This is a genomic window from Prochlorococcus marinus str. MIT 9211 (genome assembly GCF_000018585.1).
Lineage (GTDB): Bacteria > Cyanobacteriota > Cyanobacteriia > PCC-6307 > Cyanobiaceae > Prochlorococcus_D > Prochlorococcus_D marinus_B.
The window spans coordinates 1,649,068-1,666,789 of sequence record NC_009976.1; the positions used below are offsets into that span (position 1 = coordinate 1,649,068).

The 17,722-nt window shown below is 38.6% G+C and carries 14 protein-coding genes; 12 read left to right on the forward strand and 2 right to left on the reverse strand.

Annotated elements, in window-relative coordinates:
- Nucleotides 1-66 precede the first annotated feature (66 nt).
- The 5 genes from P9211_RS08870 to P9211_RS08890 all read left to right on the forward strand — a co-directional run bounded on the left by P9211_RS08870 (nucleotide 67) and on the right by P9211_RS08890 (nucleotide 5,334).
- Nucleotides 67-1,734, forward strand: coding sequence for a CTP synthase (locus tag P9211_RS08870; RefSeq protein ID WP_012196372.1), 1,668 nt, complete (start codon nucleotides 67-69; stop codon nucleotides 1,732-1,734).
- Nucleotides 1,734-2,414 (forward strand): 7-carboxy-7-deazaguanine synthase QueE, encoded by a 681-nt coding sequence (locus tag P9211_RS08875; RefSeq protein ID WP_012196373.1) that lies wholly within the window; start codon nucleotides 1,734-1,736, stop codon nucleotides 2,412-2,414. Before P9211_RS08870 ends, P9211_RS08875 begins: the two co-directional genes overlap by 1 nt.
- A gap of 67 nt (nucleotides 2,415-2,481) precedes the next feature.
- A complete protein-coding gene (gene queC / locus P9211_RS08880; protein WP_012196375.1) occupies nucleotides 2,482-3,171 on the forward strand; it encodes a 7-cyano-7-deazaguanine synthase QueC in 690 nt (229 codons plus the stop codon).
- Nucleotides 3,168-4,496: an anthranilate synthase component I family protein gene (locus tag P9211_RS08885; protein ID WP_012196376.1), complete on the forward strand. Its 1,329-nt coding sequence runs from the start codon at nucleotides 3,168-3,170 to the stop codon at nucleotides 4,494-4,496. The genes queC and P9211_RS08885 overlap by 4 nt, the downstream gene beginning before the upstream one ends.
- A gap of 7 nt (nucleotides 4,497-4,503) precedes the next feature.
- Nucleotides 4,504-5,334, forward strand: a complete 831-nt coding sequence (locus P9211_RS08890; protein ID WP_012196377.1) for an aminotransferase class IV — start codon at nucleotides 4,504-4,506, stop codon at nucleotides 5,332-5,334.
- Here the strand turns inward: P9211_RS08890 and cobA are convergent, their stop codons facing one another.
- Complete coding sequence (cobA, locus tag P9211_RS08895; RefSeq protein ID WP_012196378.1) at nucleotides 5,335-6,120, reverse strand: uroporphyrinogen-III C-methyltransferase; 786 nt, start codon at nucleotides 6,118-6,120, stop codon at nucleotides 5,335-5,337.
- Here cobA and P9211_RS08900 point away from each other — a divergent pair.
- The 5 genes from P9211_RS08900 (at nucleotide 6,119) to P9211_RS08920 (ending at nucleotide 12,459) form a co-directional block, all read left to right on the forward strand.
- Nucleotides 6,119-7,177 carry an anthranilate phosphoribosyltransferase family protein gene (locus P9211_RS08900; RefSeq protein ID WP_012196379.1) on the forward strand — a complete coding sequence of 353 codons (1,059 nt, stop codon included), beginning with the start codon at nucleotides 6,119-6,121 and terminating at the stop codon, nucleotides 7,175-7,177. The genes cobA and P9211_RS08900 overlap by 2 nt on opposite strands.
- Complete coding sequence (locus tag P9211_RS08905; protein ID WP_012196380.1) at nucleotides 7,156-8,409, forward strand: MFS transporter; 1,254 nt, start codon at nucleotides 7,156-7,158, stop codon at nucleotides 8,407-8,409. The genes P9211_RS08900 and P9211_RS08905 overlap by 22 nt, the downstream gene beginning before the upstream one ends.
- Nucleotides 8,410-8,480: 71 nt before the next feature.
- The gene (gene ppk1, locus P9211_RS08910) at nucleotides 8,481-10,598 is read left to right on the forward strand and encodes a polyphosphate kinase 1 (protein ID WP_012196381.1); all 2,118 of its coding nucleotides are present in this window, start codon (nucleotides 8,481-8,483) and stop codon (nucleotides 10,596-10,598) included.
- Between the two features lie 163 nt (nucleotides 10,599-10,761).
- Nucleotides 10,762-11,778, forward strand: a complete 1,017-nt coding sequence (locus P9211_RS08915) for an RpoD/SigA family RNA polymerase sigma factor (RefSeq protein WP_012196382.1) — start codon at nucleotides 10,762-10,764, stop codon at nucleotides 11,776-11,778.
- Between the two features lie 9 nt (nucleotides 11,779-11,787).
- Nucleotides 11,788-12,459: a diacylglycerol/polyprenol kinase family protein gene (locus P9211_RS08920; RefSeq protein WP_012196383.1), complete on the forward strand. Its 672-nt coding sequence runs from the start codon at nucleotides 11,788-11,790 to the stop codon at nucleotides 12,457-12,459.
- Here the strand turns inward: P9211_RS08920 and P9211_RS08925 are convergent.
- Nucleotides 12,446-13,519, reverse strand: coding sequence for a 3-deoxy-7-phosphoheptulonate synthase (locus P9211_RS08925; protein ID WP_012196384.1), 1,074 nt, complete (start codon nucleotides 13,517-13,519; stop codon nucleotides 12,446-12,448). The two genes, P9211_RS08920 and P9211_RS08925, sit on opposite strands and share 14 nt — an antisense overlap.
- A gap of 149 nt (nucleotides 13,520-13,668) precedes the next feature.
- On the opposite strand from P9211_RS08925, the gene acnB reads away from it, so the two are divergent.
- A complete protein-coding gene (gene acnB / locus P9211_RS08930) occupies nucleotides 13,669-16,272 on the forward strand; it encodes a bifunctional aconitate hydratase 2/2-methylisocitrate dehydratase (RefSeq protein WP_012196385.1) in 2,604 nt (867 codons plus the stop codon).
- Nucleotides 16,273-17,631, forward strand: coding sequence for a ClC family H(+)/Cl(-) exchange transporter (locus P9211_RS08935; RefSeq protein ID WP_012196386.1), 1,359 nt, complete (start codon nucleotides 16,273-16,275; stop codon nucleotides 17,629-17,631).
- The last annotated feature ends 91 nt before the right edge of the window (nucleotides 17,632-17,722 follow it).

Genomic DNA, 17,722 nt, shown 5'->3' on the forward strand with positions numbered 1-17,722 from the left:
ATCAATCTAAAATTTTCTTGGTCTAATGAAGACTCGAGGTAATTTTACAAAATACCCAAAAAATAAATGCCAAAATTTGTCTTCGTCACAGGTGGAGTTGTATCAAGCATCGGCAAAGGCATAGTTGCCGCAAGTCTTGGACGACTACTTAAATCGAGGGGTTACAACGTATCCATTTTAAAATTAGATCCCTACTTAAATGTAGACCCTGGAACCATGAGCCCTTTTCAGCATGGGGAGGTCTTTGTCACAGAAGATGGTGCAGAAACAGACTTGGATTTAGGGCATTATGAGAGATTTACAGATACAGCCTTATCACGATTAAACAGCGTTACTACAGGGTCTATATATCAATCAGTCATAAACAAAGAGCGGCGAGGTGATTATGATGGAGGCACAGTGCAAGTAATTCCACATATAACCCAAGAGATCCGTGAGCGAATACATCGAGTCGGTGCCAATAGTAATGCAGACGTTGTCATAACAGAGATCGGAGGAACTGTTGGAGACATTGAATCACTTCCTTTCCTAGAAGCAATTCGTGAATTTAAAGGTGATGTAGGGAAAAAAGATATTGCTTATATTCATGTAACGCTTTTACCGTTTATTGGCACATCTGGAGAACTTAAAACAAAGCCTACTCAACACTCAGTGAAAGAGTTGAGATCTATTGGTATCCAACCAGATCTTTTAATTTGTAGAAGTGACAGGCCAATCAATGACAATCTAAAAAATAAAATCAGTGGTTTTTGCGGGGTCAATAACGAAGCTGTCATTCCAGCTCTAGATGCTGACAGCATATATTCAGTACCTCTAGCTCTCAAAGCAGAAGGGTTGTGTAAAGAGGTTTTAGAGTTCTTAGATTTAACTGATCACGAATGTAACCTTGAGAAGTGGCAAGAGCTGGTGCATAAATTAAGGAACCCTGGGCCATCAGTAAAAGTAGCTGTAGTAGGTAAATATGTTCAACTGAATGATGCCTACCTATCAGTAGTTGAAGCACTGCGACATGCCTGTATTGAGAACGACGCATCTTTAGACCTTCATTGGATCTGTGCTGAAAAGATAGAAGAAGAAGGATCTAATGATCTTTTAACAGGGATGGACGCCATAGTAGTACCCGGAGGATTTGGAAGTAGGGGTGTTGATGGAAAAATCGCAGCCATTCAATGGGCAAGAGAGCAGCGTGTTCCTTTCCTTGGGCTTTGTCTTGGTATGCAATGTGCAGTGATCGAATGGGCAAGAAATCTAGCTGGGCTTAAAGAAGCAACTAGTTTCGAACTTGATCAAAGTACCCCTCATCCAGTAATTCACTTACTTCCAGAACAACAAGATGTTGTAGATCTAGGAGGAACAATGAGGTTGGGAGTATATCCATGCAGATTACAAGCAGAAACAATGGGCCAAAAATTATATGGCGAGCAAGTAGTTTATGAACGTCATCGACACCGATATGAGTTTAACAACGCATATCGCAATCTATTTATCGAATCTGGGTATACCATTAGCGGCACTTCACCTGATGGTCGCCTAGTCGAATTAATTGAATTAAAAGGACATCCATTCTTTACTGCTTGTCAATATCATCCTGAGTTTTTATCTAGACCTGGAAAACCACATCCCCTTTTTAAAGGTTTGATAGCAGCTGCACAATCACGTTTACCGAGATCACCTCAAGAAGCTTTAAAGCAAACACAAATTAATTCTCCGAACCAATCAAAAAACAACCCTTAATGGCAACCACCTTGCCTGTTGTAGAAAGTTTTCATTCAATCCAAGGGGAGGGTGCCCATGCTGGTCGGAGCGCATTTTTTATTCGACTCGCTCAATGCAATGTAGGGTGTGAATGGTGTGACACGAAAGAATCTTGGTCTTCTATTTCTCACCCTAAAAAGACCATTGATAGTCTTGTTCAAGAAACAACAATCGCCAAATCTAAAGGAGCAAGCTTTCTTGTCATTACTGGAGGAGAGCCTTTACACCACAACTTGAATCCACTATGCAATGCAATAAAAAATAATATCAATTCTTGTGGAGACAATGCTATACCTATTCATTTGGAAACCAGTGGTGTGCATCATATGAGTGGAGCACCAGATTGGATTACACTTTCTCCAAAGAGACATTTCCCACCCAAAGAAGAACTCTTAGAAGCATGTCAAGAAATTAAAGTGATCATTCATAGCAAAGAAGATATCTTGTTTGCAGAAGAGATGGCACACCGTTCAATACATGCCAAAAAAAATGCCTATAAGTCAAGAGTAAGTACAAAACAATCATTGATAAAACCTCTTCTTTTTCTTCAACCTGGATGGGGACATAGCATGGGTCAAAAATTAGCAATTGAATATGTAATTAAGAATCCCCAATGGAGGCTGAGTCTGCAAACGCATAAATGGCTTGCAATAGATTAATTAAAAGAGTGCTTTCATATAATGTTTCATAATTAATAATGCATTAATCTCGTTAAACAAAGAAAGAATGTTGGCAAATAACAAACCCATATCTATTGCATTACTTTCAGGTGGCCTAGACTCTGCAACAGCAACAGCAATGGCCTTAGAAGCAGGACACAATGTAATAGGGATTTCATTTGATTATGGTCAACGGCACAAACGTGAGCTAGAGGCTGCCATTGAACTAGCAGCTCATTTAAATCTACTAGGACATGAAATAATTAATGTCAACTTAGCAAAATGGGGAGGATCTTCCTTAACTGATCTACAACAATCAGTTCCAACACAAGGAATTATTAAAGGGAAAATACCGAACACTTATGTGCCTGGGCGCAATACAGTGTTTATCGCCATTGGGCTAAGTCTTGCCGAAGCAAAAGGAGCCAATCAAATAGTTCTTGGCATTAATGCTATGGATTACTCTGGTTATCCAGACTGTAGACCAGACTACCTAAAGTCATTCCAAGCTCTCGCTAACCTAGCAAGTAAAGCAGGTCGAGAAGGTAATGCCCCAAAGCTATGGGCTCCTTTAATTCATTTGAATAAAGTTGAAATTATTCAAGAAGCTCTCAGATTAAATATTCCAATTGACAAAACATGGAGTTGCTATAACGGCTTAGAAAAGCCTTGTGGGCTATGTGATAGCTGTCGCATTCGTAATGAAGCCTTGGAAAAAGCGGGACGCTCCGATTTATCTACTAGAGAAGAAATATGATTATTCCAATTAGAAAGCTTTGCGAGTGGTGTGATCCTGTTTACGTTGCTGAAAATTTAATTGCTAATTTTGGGGAAGATGGATTCATCTGGCTAGATAGTGATGGAAGCAAAATAGGAAGGTGGATTGTTTTAGCAGCGGAGCCTATAGATCAAATTTGCTCTAGGGGCTTGCCTAGCCAATATTGTAATGCTAATCCTTTTGATTCTTTAAGAAGTTTAGAACCTGGCCATTGGACTGGCTGGTTAAGTTATGAAGCTGGTGCATGGATAGAGCCAAATAATCCTTGGAAAGAAGACTCGATGGCAACTTTGTGGATAGCAAGGCATGATCCTGTATTAAAATTTGATCTGAAAGAGCAAAAACTTTGGATAGAAGGTTGTGATCCCAAACGATTATTAAAATTATTTAACTGGATAAAAGACCTTAAGAATAATGAGGCGAAGCAAACCTCAGTACAATCAAAAAGTCCCATACGTATTCCACTTCGGTCTTGGGAATGGTTAACCAATGAAAAAGAATACGCCGAAAAGGTTGAGATAATTCAAGAGTGGATCAAAAAAGGTGATATTTTTCAAGCAAGCCTCTCTGCTTGCTGTAAAGGTAAAAAGCCACAAAATATGCTTGCCATTGATATATTCAAAAAATTGAGGCATCATTGTCCCGCCCCATTCTCAGGAATTATTATTGCGTCAGGAGAAGCAAGCGGTGAAGGCGTAATATCTACCTCCCCTGAGCGATTTCTCAAAGTACTACCTAATGGAACAGTAGAAACACGTCCTATTAAAGGAACTCGCCCCCGTCAAAGCAATGCACAGAGGGATGCTGATATGGCAGCTGATTTAATATGTAGTCAAAAAGATAGAGCCGAAAATGTCATGATTGTGGACCTTCTAAGAAATGATCTAGGTAAAGTTTGTCAACCAGGTAGTATCCAAGTCACAAAATTAGTTGGACTAGAAAGCTACTCTCAAGTACATCATCTAACATCTGTAATAAGTGGAACTCTTAGAGACGGCAAAACATGGGTAGATCTCCTTGAATCATGCTGGCCAGGAGGTTCAATCAGTGGTGCACCTAAGCTAAGAGCATGTCAAAGATTATATGAACTTGAACCTATTGCACGAGGTCCATACTGTGGCTCATTCATACATGTTGATTGGGATGGTCAATTTGATAGCAATATTTTAATTCGATCTCTCATGATTAATAAATCGAATCTTCGTGTAAATGCAGGTTGCGGGATCGTTGCAGATTCAGATGCTAACAATGAAGCGGAAGAACTGACCTGGAAATTATTGCCTTTATTAAAAGCATTGGATTGAAATTAACATGAATCAAAAATTAGGCTGGATCGATGGCCATTGGGGATCACCAAAAGAGTTAAAAATACCAATCCACGATAGAGGAATAAATTTTAGTGATGGAATCTTTGAAACCATTTTTGTGGAAAATGGGAAGCCTCAATTATTAATAGCTCATTTAACGAGATGGCATAAAAATGCTGAAATATTAGGAATGACTTTGCCTCCTAACATTGAGATATTGAGTCCAATTCTTAGCGAAGGCATTGAAAAGTGTGCCTTGGATAAGGGTTGCGGCTCAATTCGTCTAAACTGGAGTAGAGGTCATAATATCAATAGAGGTATAGATATACGCCAGCCAAATGATGAAAAATCACTATATATATTTTGGATAGAAATTTCTCATATTGAGCCTTCATTTCAAGCCATTGCAACTTTAATTAGTAAATCTGAAAAAAGAAATGCTGAAAGTGTAATAAGTCAATGTAAGACTTTCAATTATATTCAATCAATACAAGCCAGACGAGAAGCAAAACTTGCTGGCTTCGATGATGCATTACTAATGAGCACTACTGATGAAATCTGTTGTGGCACTACTGCAAATATCATCGTAAAGCGAAATAAGGAGCTATTAACACCTCGACTCCAAAGTGGTTGTTTACCCGGAATAATGAGAGCCCAAGGGTTGAAAAAAGGAATTTTTAAAGAAGCCAAGCTATCTCCTCAACCCCAAGCAGAAGATGAATGGCTACTGATTAATAGTTTAGGTTGTCATCCAATCACAAAAGTCAACCAAACTTCTACCAGATTATTTCCAAATCCAAGAGATCTCTGGAAATCATTATTACTAGCAAATTAATTACAGCATGATTGGCATAGTTACATTTGCTGGGAACGGGGCGCAAGATTCAACTTGAAAGTCCACAACATCCCCAATAATGACTATTGAAGGAGATATAAAATTCTGATCTTTTACATCTTTGGCAAGGTTTTCAAGAGTAGTCTTTAAGAGGCGTTGGCCCACAACAGTGCCTTGTTGTATTACAGCTGAAGGGGTTTTGAGATCCAACCCCCCTGCCAACAATTCTTTAACAATATAAGCAAGGTTATGCACACCCATATAAATCACTAAGGTATTTGTTGATTGTGCAAGAGCCTGCCAATTGACTGAAGGACGAGTCTTACTAATACCCTCATGACCTGTCACAAAAGTGACTGAACTGCCTGCAAGGCGATGAGTTAAAGGAATCCCAAAATAAGAAGGAACAGCAATGCCAGCAGTTACTCCAGGTACCACTTGAACAGATATGCCATTTTTCTCTAAAAAAATTGCTTCTTCACCACCTCTACCAAACACAAATGGGTCTCCACCCTTCAAACGAACAACACATTCATGACGCTTAGCCAATTCCAATAAAACTAAATTAGTTTTTACCTGAGAAGTTGAATGATGACCACGGCGTTTACCAACAAATATGCATTCACACTTATCTCGCACAAAGCCAAGCACCTCGTCAGGTATTAAAGCGTCATATACAAGGGCATTGCATTGACTAAGGAGCCTCCTTGCCTTCACAGTTAGTAAGTCAGGATCACCAGGGCCTGCGCCTACTAAATAAACAGTGCCAGGTTTGTCATCATTCATGAATGAAAATTTTAGTCAAGAACGCTTTAAAAACCACTTACGCAAGATAGGCAGTGGAGAACACACTAGTCATGGGATGACCCGAAAAGAATCAGCCGATGCTTTAGAGCTAATTCTGAAAGGGAGTCCAACGCCTGCTCAAATTGGAGCATTTTTCATTGCTCATCGTATTCGAAGGCCCGAACCTCAAGAACTTGCGGGTATGGTTGATACGTATATCAAACTAGGTCCCAAACTGCATCAAAACCAAGAGCTTACTCAACCTATTTGTTTCGGAATGCCATTTGACGGAAGAAGTAAAACAGCACCTATTTATCCTCTTGCAATCTTGGTACTACTCGATGCAGGTCAACCAATTGTCCTCCATGGTGCTGGACCTATGCCAGTCAAATATGGAGTGACAACTGAAGCATTGTTTAATGCGCTTGGTCTTTGTCTGACCAAGTTAAGTATGGATGCTGTACAAAATGGTTTTGTAAAACATGGGCTAGCCCTCATTCATCAACCAGATCACTTTCCTCTAGCTGAAACACTAATTAGTTATCGCGAAGAAATAGGAAAACGCCCACCTGTTGCAAGCATGGAGTTACTCTGGACAGCTCATCAAGGGAAACATCTACTAGTCACGGGATATGTACATCCTCCAACTGAAGGTAGACATACAAAAGCACTAGAAATACTAGGTGAACAAAATATCGTTACCATTAAAGGACTTGAAGGTGGAACCGATATTCCAATTAGCCGTACTACAAAAGCAACACATATCAACAATAATCATGAGAAACATTTAATCCTTGACCCACTTCAATATGCATGTCAGGGGAAAGATATACGTTGGGAGGATCTAGATAGATGGAGACTTATAAGTATGCAAGCACTAAATGGCGAAGGACCATTAGCAAAAGCTGTTGTGTGGAATGCAGGCATTTACTTATGGTTAGCAAAAATAAGCGATAGTATTGCAGATGGGATCCAAAAAGCTGAAGTTAGTCTTACCTCAGGTTCCGCAAAAGCAACCCTTCAACAATTAATTAAATGGCGAGCAGAAATAGATTAATACCTATCCAATTATGTGCTTTTTTTACTCTTCTAGATGACCGGTTAGGAGAAAGTTTTGTTTTCCCATTGCTACCATTTCTCCTAGAGCGTTTTACCAGTAGTGGGGTCACCCTTACTCTTCTTACTGGAAGTTATGCATTAGCACAATTCACTGTCTCTCCTTTAATTGGGGCATTGAGTGATCGTTTTGGTAGGAAGCCTATTCTAAAAATCTGTGTGGGGGGTTCACTAGTAGCCATTAGTCTATTTGGTATTACACTTAGTTTAAATTGGACAAACATTTTACCAATCTGGGCGACAGGTTTACCGTTGCTTTTACTATTTATAGCAAGAATTATCGATGGACTTAGTGGAGGTACAGCTGCTACAGCAACTGCAATTCTCGCAGATATCTCAACCCCAGAGAATCGAGCAAAAACATTTGGTTTAATTGGCTTAGCTTTTGGTCTTGGATTTGCAATTGGTCCACCACTTGGTGGAAGATTAGCTGAAGTAAACCCAACATTAGCCGTAATACCAGCAGCATTATTTGCTCTAATCAATTTAGGATTAGTTACATGGTTTCTACCTGAAACATTACCTATCAATTCAAGAAATCGTCTACCAAAAAAGCGAAACTTAAATCCATTTAGTCAATTATCCAAACTATTTAGAAATCCATCTGTAAGAAAGCCATGTCTTAGTTTTTTTCTCTTTTTTATGGCATTTAATGGTTTCACTGCAATCTTGGTTCTCTACCTTAAAGAAGCATTCTCATGGACTAGTGCACTTTCAGGATGGGTTTTTGCACTAGTTGGGCTTATAGCAATGATTGTCCAAGGAGGGTTAATTGGACCTTTAGTAAAACAATTCGGGGAATTAAAACTGACAATTACAGGACTCGGATTACTAACCATTGGATGTTTACTAATACCTATGGCAAATCAGGAAAACTCAATACCAATAGTATTTACTGGAGCTGCCTTGTTAGCAACAGGAACAGGTTTAGTTACGCCTTGTCTACGCAGTCTGATATCTAGACGTATAGACATTTCTAGCCAAGGTACTGTTTTAGGTGGCCTACAAGGACTACAAAGTTTAGGTACTTTTGTTGGAGGGATAACTGCTGGTTTTGTATATGATCAATTAGGGCAAAAAAGTCCTTTCTTTGGAGGTGCAATAATTTTAGTCATAGTAATAGCATTGTTAATAGGAATACCACTAGACAAAAGGAAAGCACAAGTGATATGAATCAATAAGTGCATACACCAAGTTAACCACCTAGATGGTCAGCCATAGTGGCTGATCAAAAAAAGATCCTAATGTCAAAAACAAAGCTAAGTAAGGATAACTATCTTAATAGAGAGTTGAGCTGGATTGGTTTTAATGAACGTGTTCTCGCGATAGCATTGAACCAGAAAACACCTTTACTAGAGCAAGCAAAATTTAGTGCGATATTTAGTAATAATCTAGATGAGTTTTTCATGGTAAGAGTCGCTTCTCTTAAGTCACAAGTTGAGGCTGGGATTACCAAGCGAAGCGAAGACAATCAAACACCTAAAGAACAGTTAATCAATATCAGAAAACATCTAGAGCCTCTTTTAAAAAAACAACAAAGTCACTACAAAAATAATTTAATCAGTTCCTATATCAATGAAAAAATTTTTCTACTTGAATATAAAGACTTAAATGATCGCCAGAGAACTTGGGTTGATAACTATTTCCAAACAGCTATTTTCCCAGTTCTTACTCCATTAGCAGTTGACCCTGCACATCCATTCCCGTTCGTAAGTAATCTAAGCCTTAACATTGCGGCACTGATTAGAGACCCAGAGACTGGTAAAGAACAATTTGCACGAGTAAAGGTGCCAGGAAGAACCATGGATAGGTTCATAACTATTCCAAATGATTTAAGTGGAATAGACCCTAACCCTATCTATAACGCAATACCAATAGAGCAAATAGTTGCTTTTAATTTGCACATGCTCTTTCCTGGCATGAAAGTAGAGCAGCACTCATTTTTTAGGGTTACACGAGATGCTGACTTAGAACTACGAGATTTAGAAGCTGATGATTTAATGATTGCGCTCGAAGAGGGACTCCGCAAACGTCGAATAGGAGGAGAAGTAGTGCGGCTTGAAGTCTCGAAAGATATACCAGTCACGATATTAGAGTTACTGATGGAAGGCATGGCAGTTGAGGAAGCAGATTTATATCACATTGATGGACTACTAGGCCTTGATGATCTTCAGGCATTGCTAAAAATCGATATGCCAGTTCTCAAATATCCGCAACAAAGAGGGCAAACACATAAGTTACTCAAAAGTAGTCAAAGAGGATTACTAGAAGATGGGTCAATTAAGCAAGAGGAGTTCAAGAGCATTTTTTCAATTATCAAAAAACAGGATTTGCTACTCCACCACCCATTCGACCTCTTCTCCACTTCTGTAGAAGAGTTTATTAATCAATCTGCTGAAGATCCTCAAGTTATGGGGATTAAAATGACTCTTTATCGAGTATCAAAAGATTCAAAAATAATCGAAGCGCTAATTAGGGCAGCTGAAAATGGCAAGCAGGTTATGGCATTGGTTGAGCTTAAAGCCCGTTTTGATGAAGACAATAATATTCAATGGGCAAAACAACTGGAGAAATCTGGGGTGCATGTTGTATATGGCGTTCTGGGATTAAAAACACATACAAAGATTGCCTTAGTTATTAGAAAAGAAAAAGAGCGCTTACGGAGTTACTTTCATATCGGTACAGGTAACTACAATTCAAAAACATCCAAACTGTATACAGATTTAGGACTGCTCTCGGTAAATCCTGAGCTTGGTCAAGATTTAATCGAACTGTTTAACTATTTAACTGGCTTCTCTAAACAACAAACCTTTAGAAAATTATTAGTTGCACCAGTTACTCTGAGGAAAGGAATGGAAGCATTAATACGTCGAGAAATCAAATTTGCAAAGAATGGTAAAACAGGGAAAATACGTGCAAAAATGAATTCACTTGTCGATCCCAACATTATTAATTTACTCTACGAAGCATCTGAAGCCGGAGTCCAAATTGAACTAATTATTCGAGGAATGTGTTGTTTATATCCTCAGCGAAATGGGTTGAGTGAAAACATAAAAGTAATTAGTGTGATCGGAAGATATCTAGAACATTCAAGAGTTTTTTGGTTCCATAACGATGGTAATTCAGAAGTTTTTATAGGTAGTGCAGATTGGATGCGTCGAAATTTAGACAGAAGAGTAGAGGCTGTTACTCCCATAGAGGACAAAAATCTAAAAGAGGAACTATCACAACTGCTAGATATTTATCTGAATGACAACTGCAATTCATGGGAAATGAATAAAGATGGAATATTCATTCAACAAAAGTCTCAAGATAAAGAGAAGTCTGCTCAAAACCTTTTAATCCATACAAATAAAAAGTAACTACGAAAATACAATTAGAAAATTACTTAAGTCTTAATACCTAAAAACTAACGGTTTTTACATTGCAACGCAAAGAAGAACTGAAAGTTTTTTATTTAATTTGCACTAACCCCTCGTAAAAGTGCTAGCTTCAAAGCAAACATTTTTTTAGGAGGCCAGGGTGATGGGGATCCCTCTGGAATCTACCAATGATGGTTCGTCATCATCTGTAGATCTTGCTATATCAAGCAATTCAAAAAATCAGCAAGAAAAATCTGCTGGCAATAGTCAAGCTTCTCGAAACCGAACAGGTGGCAGACTTGCAACTGATTCAATTGGTTTTTATCTAAGTAGTATTGGCAGAGTGCCGTTGTTAACGCCAGCCGAAGAGATCGAGTTAGCGCACCATGTCCAAAAAATGAAGGAATTATTAGATATAGAGAAAGAAAAGTTATCTGCTCGGCAACGTCATCAAATTCGTATGGGGAAAAGAGCACGAGATAGGATGATGGCTGCAAACCTACGACTTGTTGTAAGTGTTGCTAAGAAATATCAGAATCAAGGTCTGGAACTTCTTGATTTGGTTCAAGAAGGGGCAATTGGCTTAGAACGTGCTGTTGATAAATTTGATCCTGCAATGGGATATAAGTTTTCAACCTATGCCTATTGGTGGATACGTCAAGGAATGACAAGAGCTATAGACAATAGTGCTAGAACAATTCGCTTGCCTATTCACATCAGTGAAAAGCTCTCAAAAATGCGTCGGATTTCGAGAGAACTATCTCATCGCTTTGGACGACAACCCAATAGAGTAGAACTTGCGAATGCCATGGGGATCGAACCTCAAGATTTAGAAGATCTTGTAGCCCAAAGTGCTCCTTGTGCTTCATTAGATTCTCATGCACGTGGGGAGGAAGATCGCAGTACCCTTGGCGAATTAATTCCAGACCCTAATTATGATGAGCCAATGGCAGGGATGGATAGAAAGATGCAAAAAGAGCATTTAGGAGGATGGTTGTCTCAATTAAATGAAAGAGAGCAAAAGATTATGCGTTTACGATTTGGACTTGATGGTGAAGAGCCTTTAACTTTGGCTGAAATTGGTAGACAAATTAATGTATCTAGAGAACGGGTGAGGCAACTGGAAGCAAAAGCGATTCTGAAGCTAAGAGTAATGACAACGCATCAACAAGCAGCTTAATTTTTAAAGTTGAGCATTTTAATACCTCTATTAATAATTGGTGGATGGTTAAGCCTGGTCTTACTAAGTTCATTACTTTCCAAGAAAGTAAATTCTAAAAATAATGAGTTGGGTCGAAAGATTATTCACATTGGTACAGGTCCTGTAGTGCTATTAGCATGGTGGCTAAAAATCCCTGCGAATGTTGCGATTTTATTTGCAAGTCTTATCACGATTTCCCTTGTGATTAACTATCAAACTAATTGGATCTCAACCCTGGAAAATGTAAAACGCAAAAGCTATGGAACAGTAGCCTATGGATTGAGTATAACAATTTTACTAATTTTATTTTGGTCCAAAAACCCTGCAGCCGTTTGTGCAGGCGTTATGGTTATGGCTTTTGGAGATGGTCTTGCAGGTTTAATAGGTCAGCAATTTAAGTCGCCAGTGTGGAGAGTCCTCGATCAACAAAAATCATTAATTGGAACATTAACTATGGGTTGTATAGGATTAATAGTGCTTTTTAGTATAAGTATGATGCAAGAAATCCATTTAGAACCAATACAAATTCTAGCCATATCGCTTATAGCAGTAGGGCTTGAACAAATTAGCCCCTATGGAATAGACAACTTAACTGTTCCTATTAGCGTGGCTGTTGGATGGGATGTGATGACACACGCTCTGCAGGCTATGCCCTCATAGAAACTGCAAGCTCTTCTAAAAGACTTTCCGTAGCCTTTATATCTATACATGCATCAGTAATACTTTGGCCATACTTCAATTGTGAAAGATCTGCTACTAACTTTTGATTACCTTCTACAAGATGACTTTCAAGCATAACTCCCATTACATGAGAGAAACCTTCTTTAATCTGCTTAGATACTTCTCGAAGAACATGTGATTGTTGCCGAAAATCTTTATTAGAGTTGCCATGACTGCAATCAATCATTACTTTGTCACCTAAAGATGCCTTAGAAAGCTCTTTCGCTGCATTCAAAACAGATTCAACGTGATAATTAGTGCCACTACTACCACCTCGCAAAACAAGATGACCATCAGGATTACCTGTTGTGCTGATTATTGAAGCAAAACCTTTGTGATTAATGCCTAAAAAATGATGAGCCCTTGATGCTGCCTGCATTGCATTAATTGCAATAGCTACAGTTCCATCCGTCCCATTCTTATAACCTATAGGCATGGATAAACCTGAAGCCATTTCTCTATGAGTTTGACTTTCTGTAGTTCTTGCACCAATAGCAGTCCAACTAATCAAATCTGCAATATATTGAGGCACTATGGGATCTAATAGTTCTGTTGCTGCTGGCATCCCAGACCGGGCTAAATCTAAAAGTAAGGCTCTTGCCCGTCTTAAGCCTGTATTGATATCGTATGATCCATCTAAATGCGGATCATTTATAAGCCCTTTCCATCCAATAGTTGTTCTAGGTTTTTCAAAATAAACTCTCATCACAATTTCCAGTGCATCTGAAAAACGTTCTCTTAAAGGAATAAGTTTCTTAGCGTATTCCTTAGCTGCACTTACATCATGAACTGAGCAAGGTCCTACTATCACTAATAAACGTGAATCATCCCCAGCAAGGATTGCTTGAATCCGTTTACGAGTTTGAGCAACAATTTCTGCAGCTTTTAAATCCAGCGGTAAGTCATGATGCAACAAAGAAGGTGAGACCAAAGGTCTAGTCTCAACAATATGAAGATCAGAAGTTTTATCGAACAAATTAAGATCTGGAGAAATGACCATTAATCCTGATTAAACAGTAAAAAGCCAAGAAACTACAAAATAAATACATTCCTAACTTAAATTTAGGAATCTGGCACCACTGAAAATTAGATTATAAGTAATAACAATGGTCAAAAATCTAATTTATTTTAAAAACTGGAGTAAACAGGATGCTGAAAAATTACAGAACATTAGCTGAAAAAAGGCTGGAAAAAGGAATCCCTCCTCTAGCCTTAAATGCTGAGCAAACGCATGAACTAACATCCCTCCTGGAAAAACCTCCAAAAAATGAAAGCAAAGAATTTTTATTAGATCTCTTGAAGAATCGAGTGCCTCCAGGCGTTGATCCTGCTTCATATGTTAAAGCCACATGGTTAAGTGCAGTTGCGCAAAAAACAGTTTTAAGCCCATTGCTAACTCCTTTAGAGGCTACGCAACTATTGGGCACTATGGTTGGTGGGTATAACGTTTCTGCTCTTGTAGAAATACTAAAAAGCGAGGATGAATTAATAGCAGAATCTGCAGCTCAAAGCCTTAGCAAGACAATCCTAGTTTATGACGCTGTGAATGACGTAATGGAATTAGCTAAAACTAATAATTATGCAAAGCTAATTGTAGACAGCTGGGCAAAAGCAGAATGGTTTACACAAAAGCCAAAGCTACCAAAAGAAATAACCGTAACGGTTTTTAAAGTAGATGGTGAAACTAATACTGATGATCTTTCTCCTGCCATCCATGCCACTACAAGACCTGACATCCCGCTTCATGCACTTTCCATGCTTGAAAGTCGAGTACCAAAGGCGCTAGAAAAAATTTCTAAATTAAAGAAAAAAGGATATCCTCTAGCATATGTAGGTGATGTTGTAGGTACTGGAAGTTCACGTAAATCAGCGATTAACTCATTGTTGTGGCATATTGGCAACGATATTCCTTATATACCTAATAAACGCTCAGGAGGAATAATTCTTGGTGGACAAATTGCACCAATCTTTTTTAATACAGCAGAAGATTCTGGTGCTTTACCAATTGAATGTAATGTCAACTCTTTGAAGACAGGTGATGTAATTTGTATCCATCCATATGAAGGAAAAATCACAAGAGCTTCTGGAGAAGAAAATACTGGAGAAATATTGACTCATTTCATATTAAAACCAACAACAATTATTGATGAAATACAGGCTGGAGGAAGGATACCCCTAATGATTGGCAGAGCATTAACTGACAAAATAAGAACAAAGCTAAAGTTAAATTCATCCAAAGTTTTTACTAGACCAGGGAAAAGAAAGGAAGTCAAACATGGATTCACACAAGCTCAAAAAATTGTTGGGAAAGCCTGTGGTTTAGAAGGCTTACATCCTGGAACAAGTTGCGAGCCAATAATCACAACTGTAGGTAGTCAAGATACAACAGGTCCAATGACTAGAGATGAAATGAAAGAGCTTGCTTGTTTAGGCTTTTCTGCAGATCTAGTAATGCAAAGCTTTTGTCATACTGCTGCATACCCAAAGCCAGTAGATATAGAGACACAAAAAGATCTCCCTGATTTTTTTGCAGAACGCGGGGGTGTAGCCCTTCAGCCTGGTGATGGCATTATTCATAGCTGGTTAAACAGAATGTTACTGCCAGATACAGTAGGCACTGGTGGAGATAGCCATACTCGGTTTCCATTAGGTATTTCTTTTCCAGGAGGATCTGGTGTAGTTGCATTCGCAGCAGCTATTGGATCTATGCCATTAGATATGCCTGAATCAGTATTAGTTCGTTTTCATGGATCCTTGCAAAAAGGAATTACCCTAAGAGATGTAGTCAATGCAATTCCTTTAGTAGCAATTCAAAAGGGACTACTCACAGTTGAGAAATCAAATAAAGTGAATGTTTTTAATGGACGAATTCTGGAAATTGAAGGGTTACCTAATCTAAAGCTAGAACAAGCTTTTGAATTAACAGATGCCAGCGCAGAGCGTTCATGTGCTGGCTGCACAATACAATTATCTGAAACAACTATAAGCGAATATCTACGAAGTAATGTTGCTTTGCTAAAAAACATGATCCTTAGAGGATATAAAGACCCTCGTACGATTCATAGAAGAATTAAAGCAATGGAAGAGTGGTTACACAAACCTGAATTAATAAGCCCCGATCTAGATGCAGTTTATGCTGAAGAAATACATATTAATCTCAACGAGCTCACCGAGCCAGTATTAGCCTGTCCTAATGATCCAGACAATGTCAAGGTCCTAAGCGAAGTCTCTGGAACACCAATTCAAGAAGTCTTCATTGGGTCCTGTATGACTAATATTGGTCACTATCGAGCTGCAGCGACCGTCCTGAAAGGAGAAGGGAAAAATAAAGCAAGGCTATGGGTGTGTCCACCTACACGAATGGACGAAGAAATGCTTAAAAAGGAAGGTTATTTTCATATATATGAAGAAGCTGGTAGCCGTATGGAAATGCCAGGATGCTCTTTATGTATGGGTAATCAAGCCAGAGTAGAAGATAACACAACTGTCTTTTCAACTAGTACAAGGAATTTCAACAACCGACTTGGCAATGGTGCTCAAGTATATTTAGGTAGTGCTGAATTAGCAGCCGTTTGTGCTCTTCTTGGCTATATTCCTACACCTGAAGAATATCAATCAATTGCTGCACAAAAAATCACACCGCTTTCAAATGACTTATATCGCTATCTTAATTTTCATGAAATTGATGACTTTGAGAATCAAGGACGAGTAATTAGTAAAGACGAAGAAAGGAAACTAATGGAAACATCTTAAATGAAAAATATGGATGAATTTAAACAAAATAAATTTTCATTGAATTCAAGCCACAGTATTAAGAAGCTACTTCAACAAAAGTGGTTAATAGTTATTTTTGCATTAATGCTCACAGGCTTAGGTGCAGCAATTACAGGAGTCTTCTTTAAGACAGGTATAACCATACTAGATAATTGGCGATTAAATCTTCTAGCAACCATCCCTCCGTGGTTACTTTTACCGCTAATAGGAGCTTGTGGAGGACTTATTTCTAGCCATTTAATTGCAAGACTGTCTCCTGCCGCAGGCGGTTCAGGAGTAAGTCACATCATGGCTTTTCTTCGACATCGTTCAGTGCCTATGGGACTAAGAGTTGGTCTGGTAAAGCTAGTAGCGGGAATTGTAGCCATAGGCAGCGGTTTCCCATTAGGACCAGAAGGACCCGCAGTACAAATGGGAGGTTCAGTTGCCTGGAAAATGGCCCAATTACTTAAAGCTCCAATAGCTTTTCGAAGAGTGATTGTTGCTGCTGGAGGGGGTGCAGGATTAGCAGCAATTTTTAGTGCTCCTATAGGAGGCTTCATATATACAATAGAAGAGTTACTCAATTCAGCCAGACCAGTTGTACTACTTCTAGTAGTCGTTACTACATTTTGGGCAGATACATGGGCAGATATATTGCAAGCTATAGGATTAGATCCCTCTGCTGGAGGCTTTGACAGTAGCTTAGGTTTTCAAGTACAACGTGAATATTCACCTTTGATTAATTTTTTTCCCATTGACCTTGGATACTTAATTGCACTAGGAATAATTATTGGATGCTTAGGTGAACTCTATTCACGATACGTTCTAACAATGCAAAATAAAGGACGTGCTTGGTTTGGCAACAAAATTAGACTCAAAATGATGATATGTGGAGCATTACTAGGAGAAATATATGCTTTTCTTCCAAATGAATTTCATCAAATTACTGAGCTCAAAAAATTAATTGCAAATGGGAGTATTGATGTCTCAATGGCATCAACAATTTTTATTGTCCTATTTATAACGACAGGTCTAGCAACTGCCTCGGGAGCACCTGGTGGATTGTTTTATCCCATGTTGATTTTAGGTGGTTCAATGGGCTGCGTTTGCGGACATTGGATAGAAATATTAACTGGACATGTACCAAGTACATTTATATTTGCAGGAATGGGTGCATTTGTTTCTGCATGTTCAAGAACACCAATAACAGCAATGTTTCTTGCATTTGCACTAACTAAAAACCTACTTATGCTCAAACCACTACTCATTGCTTGTCTTACAAGCTTTATAGTCGCTAGATTATTTAACGAGCACTCGATCTATGAACGACAAATAGAGTTAGACCTTAGTCAATAAACCATGTCAAAATATCTATTGAAGAGTTAAAAGCATTATTAATCTAGAAATATGTATTCTAGTTATTCTTGCTTTCCTCCTAGATCATCAC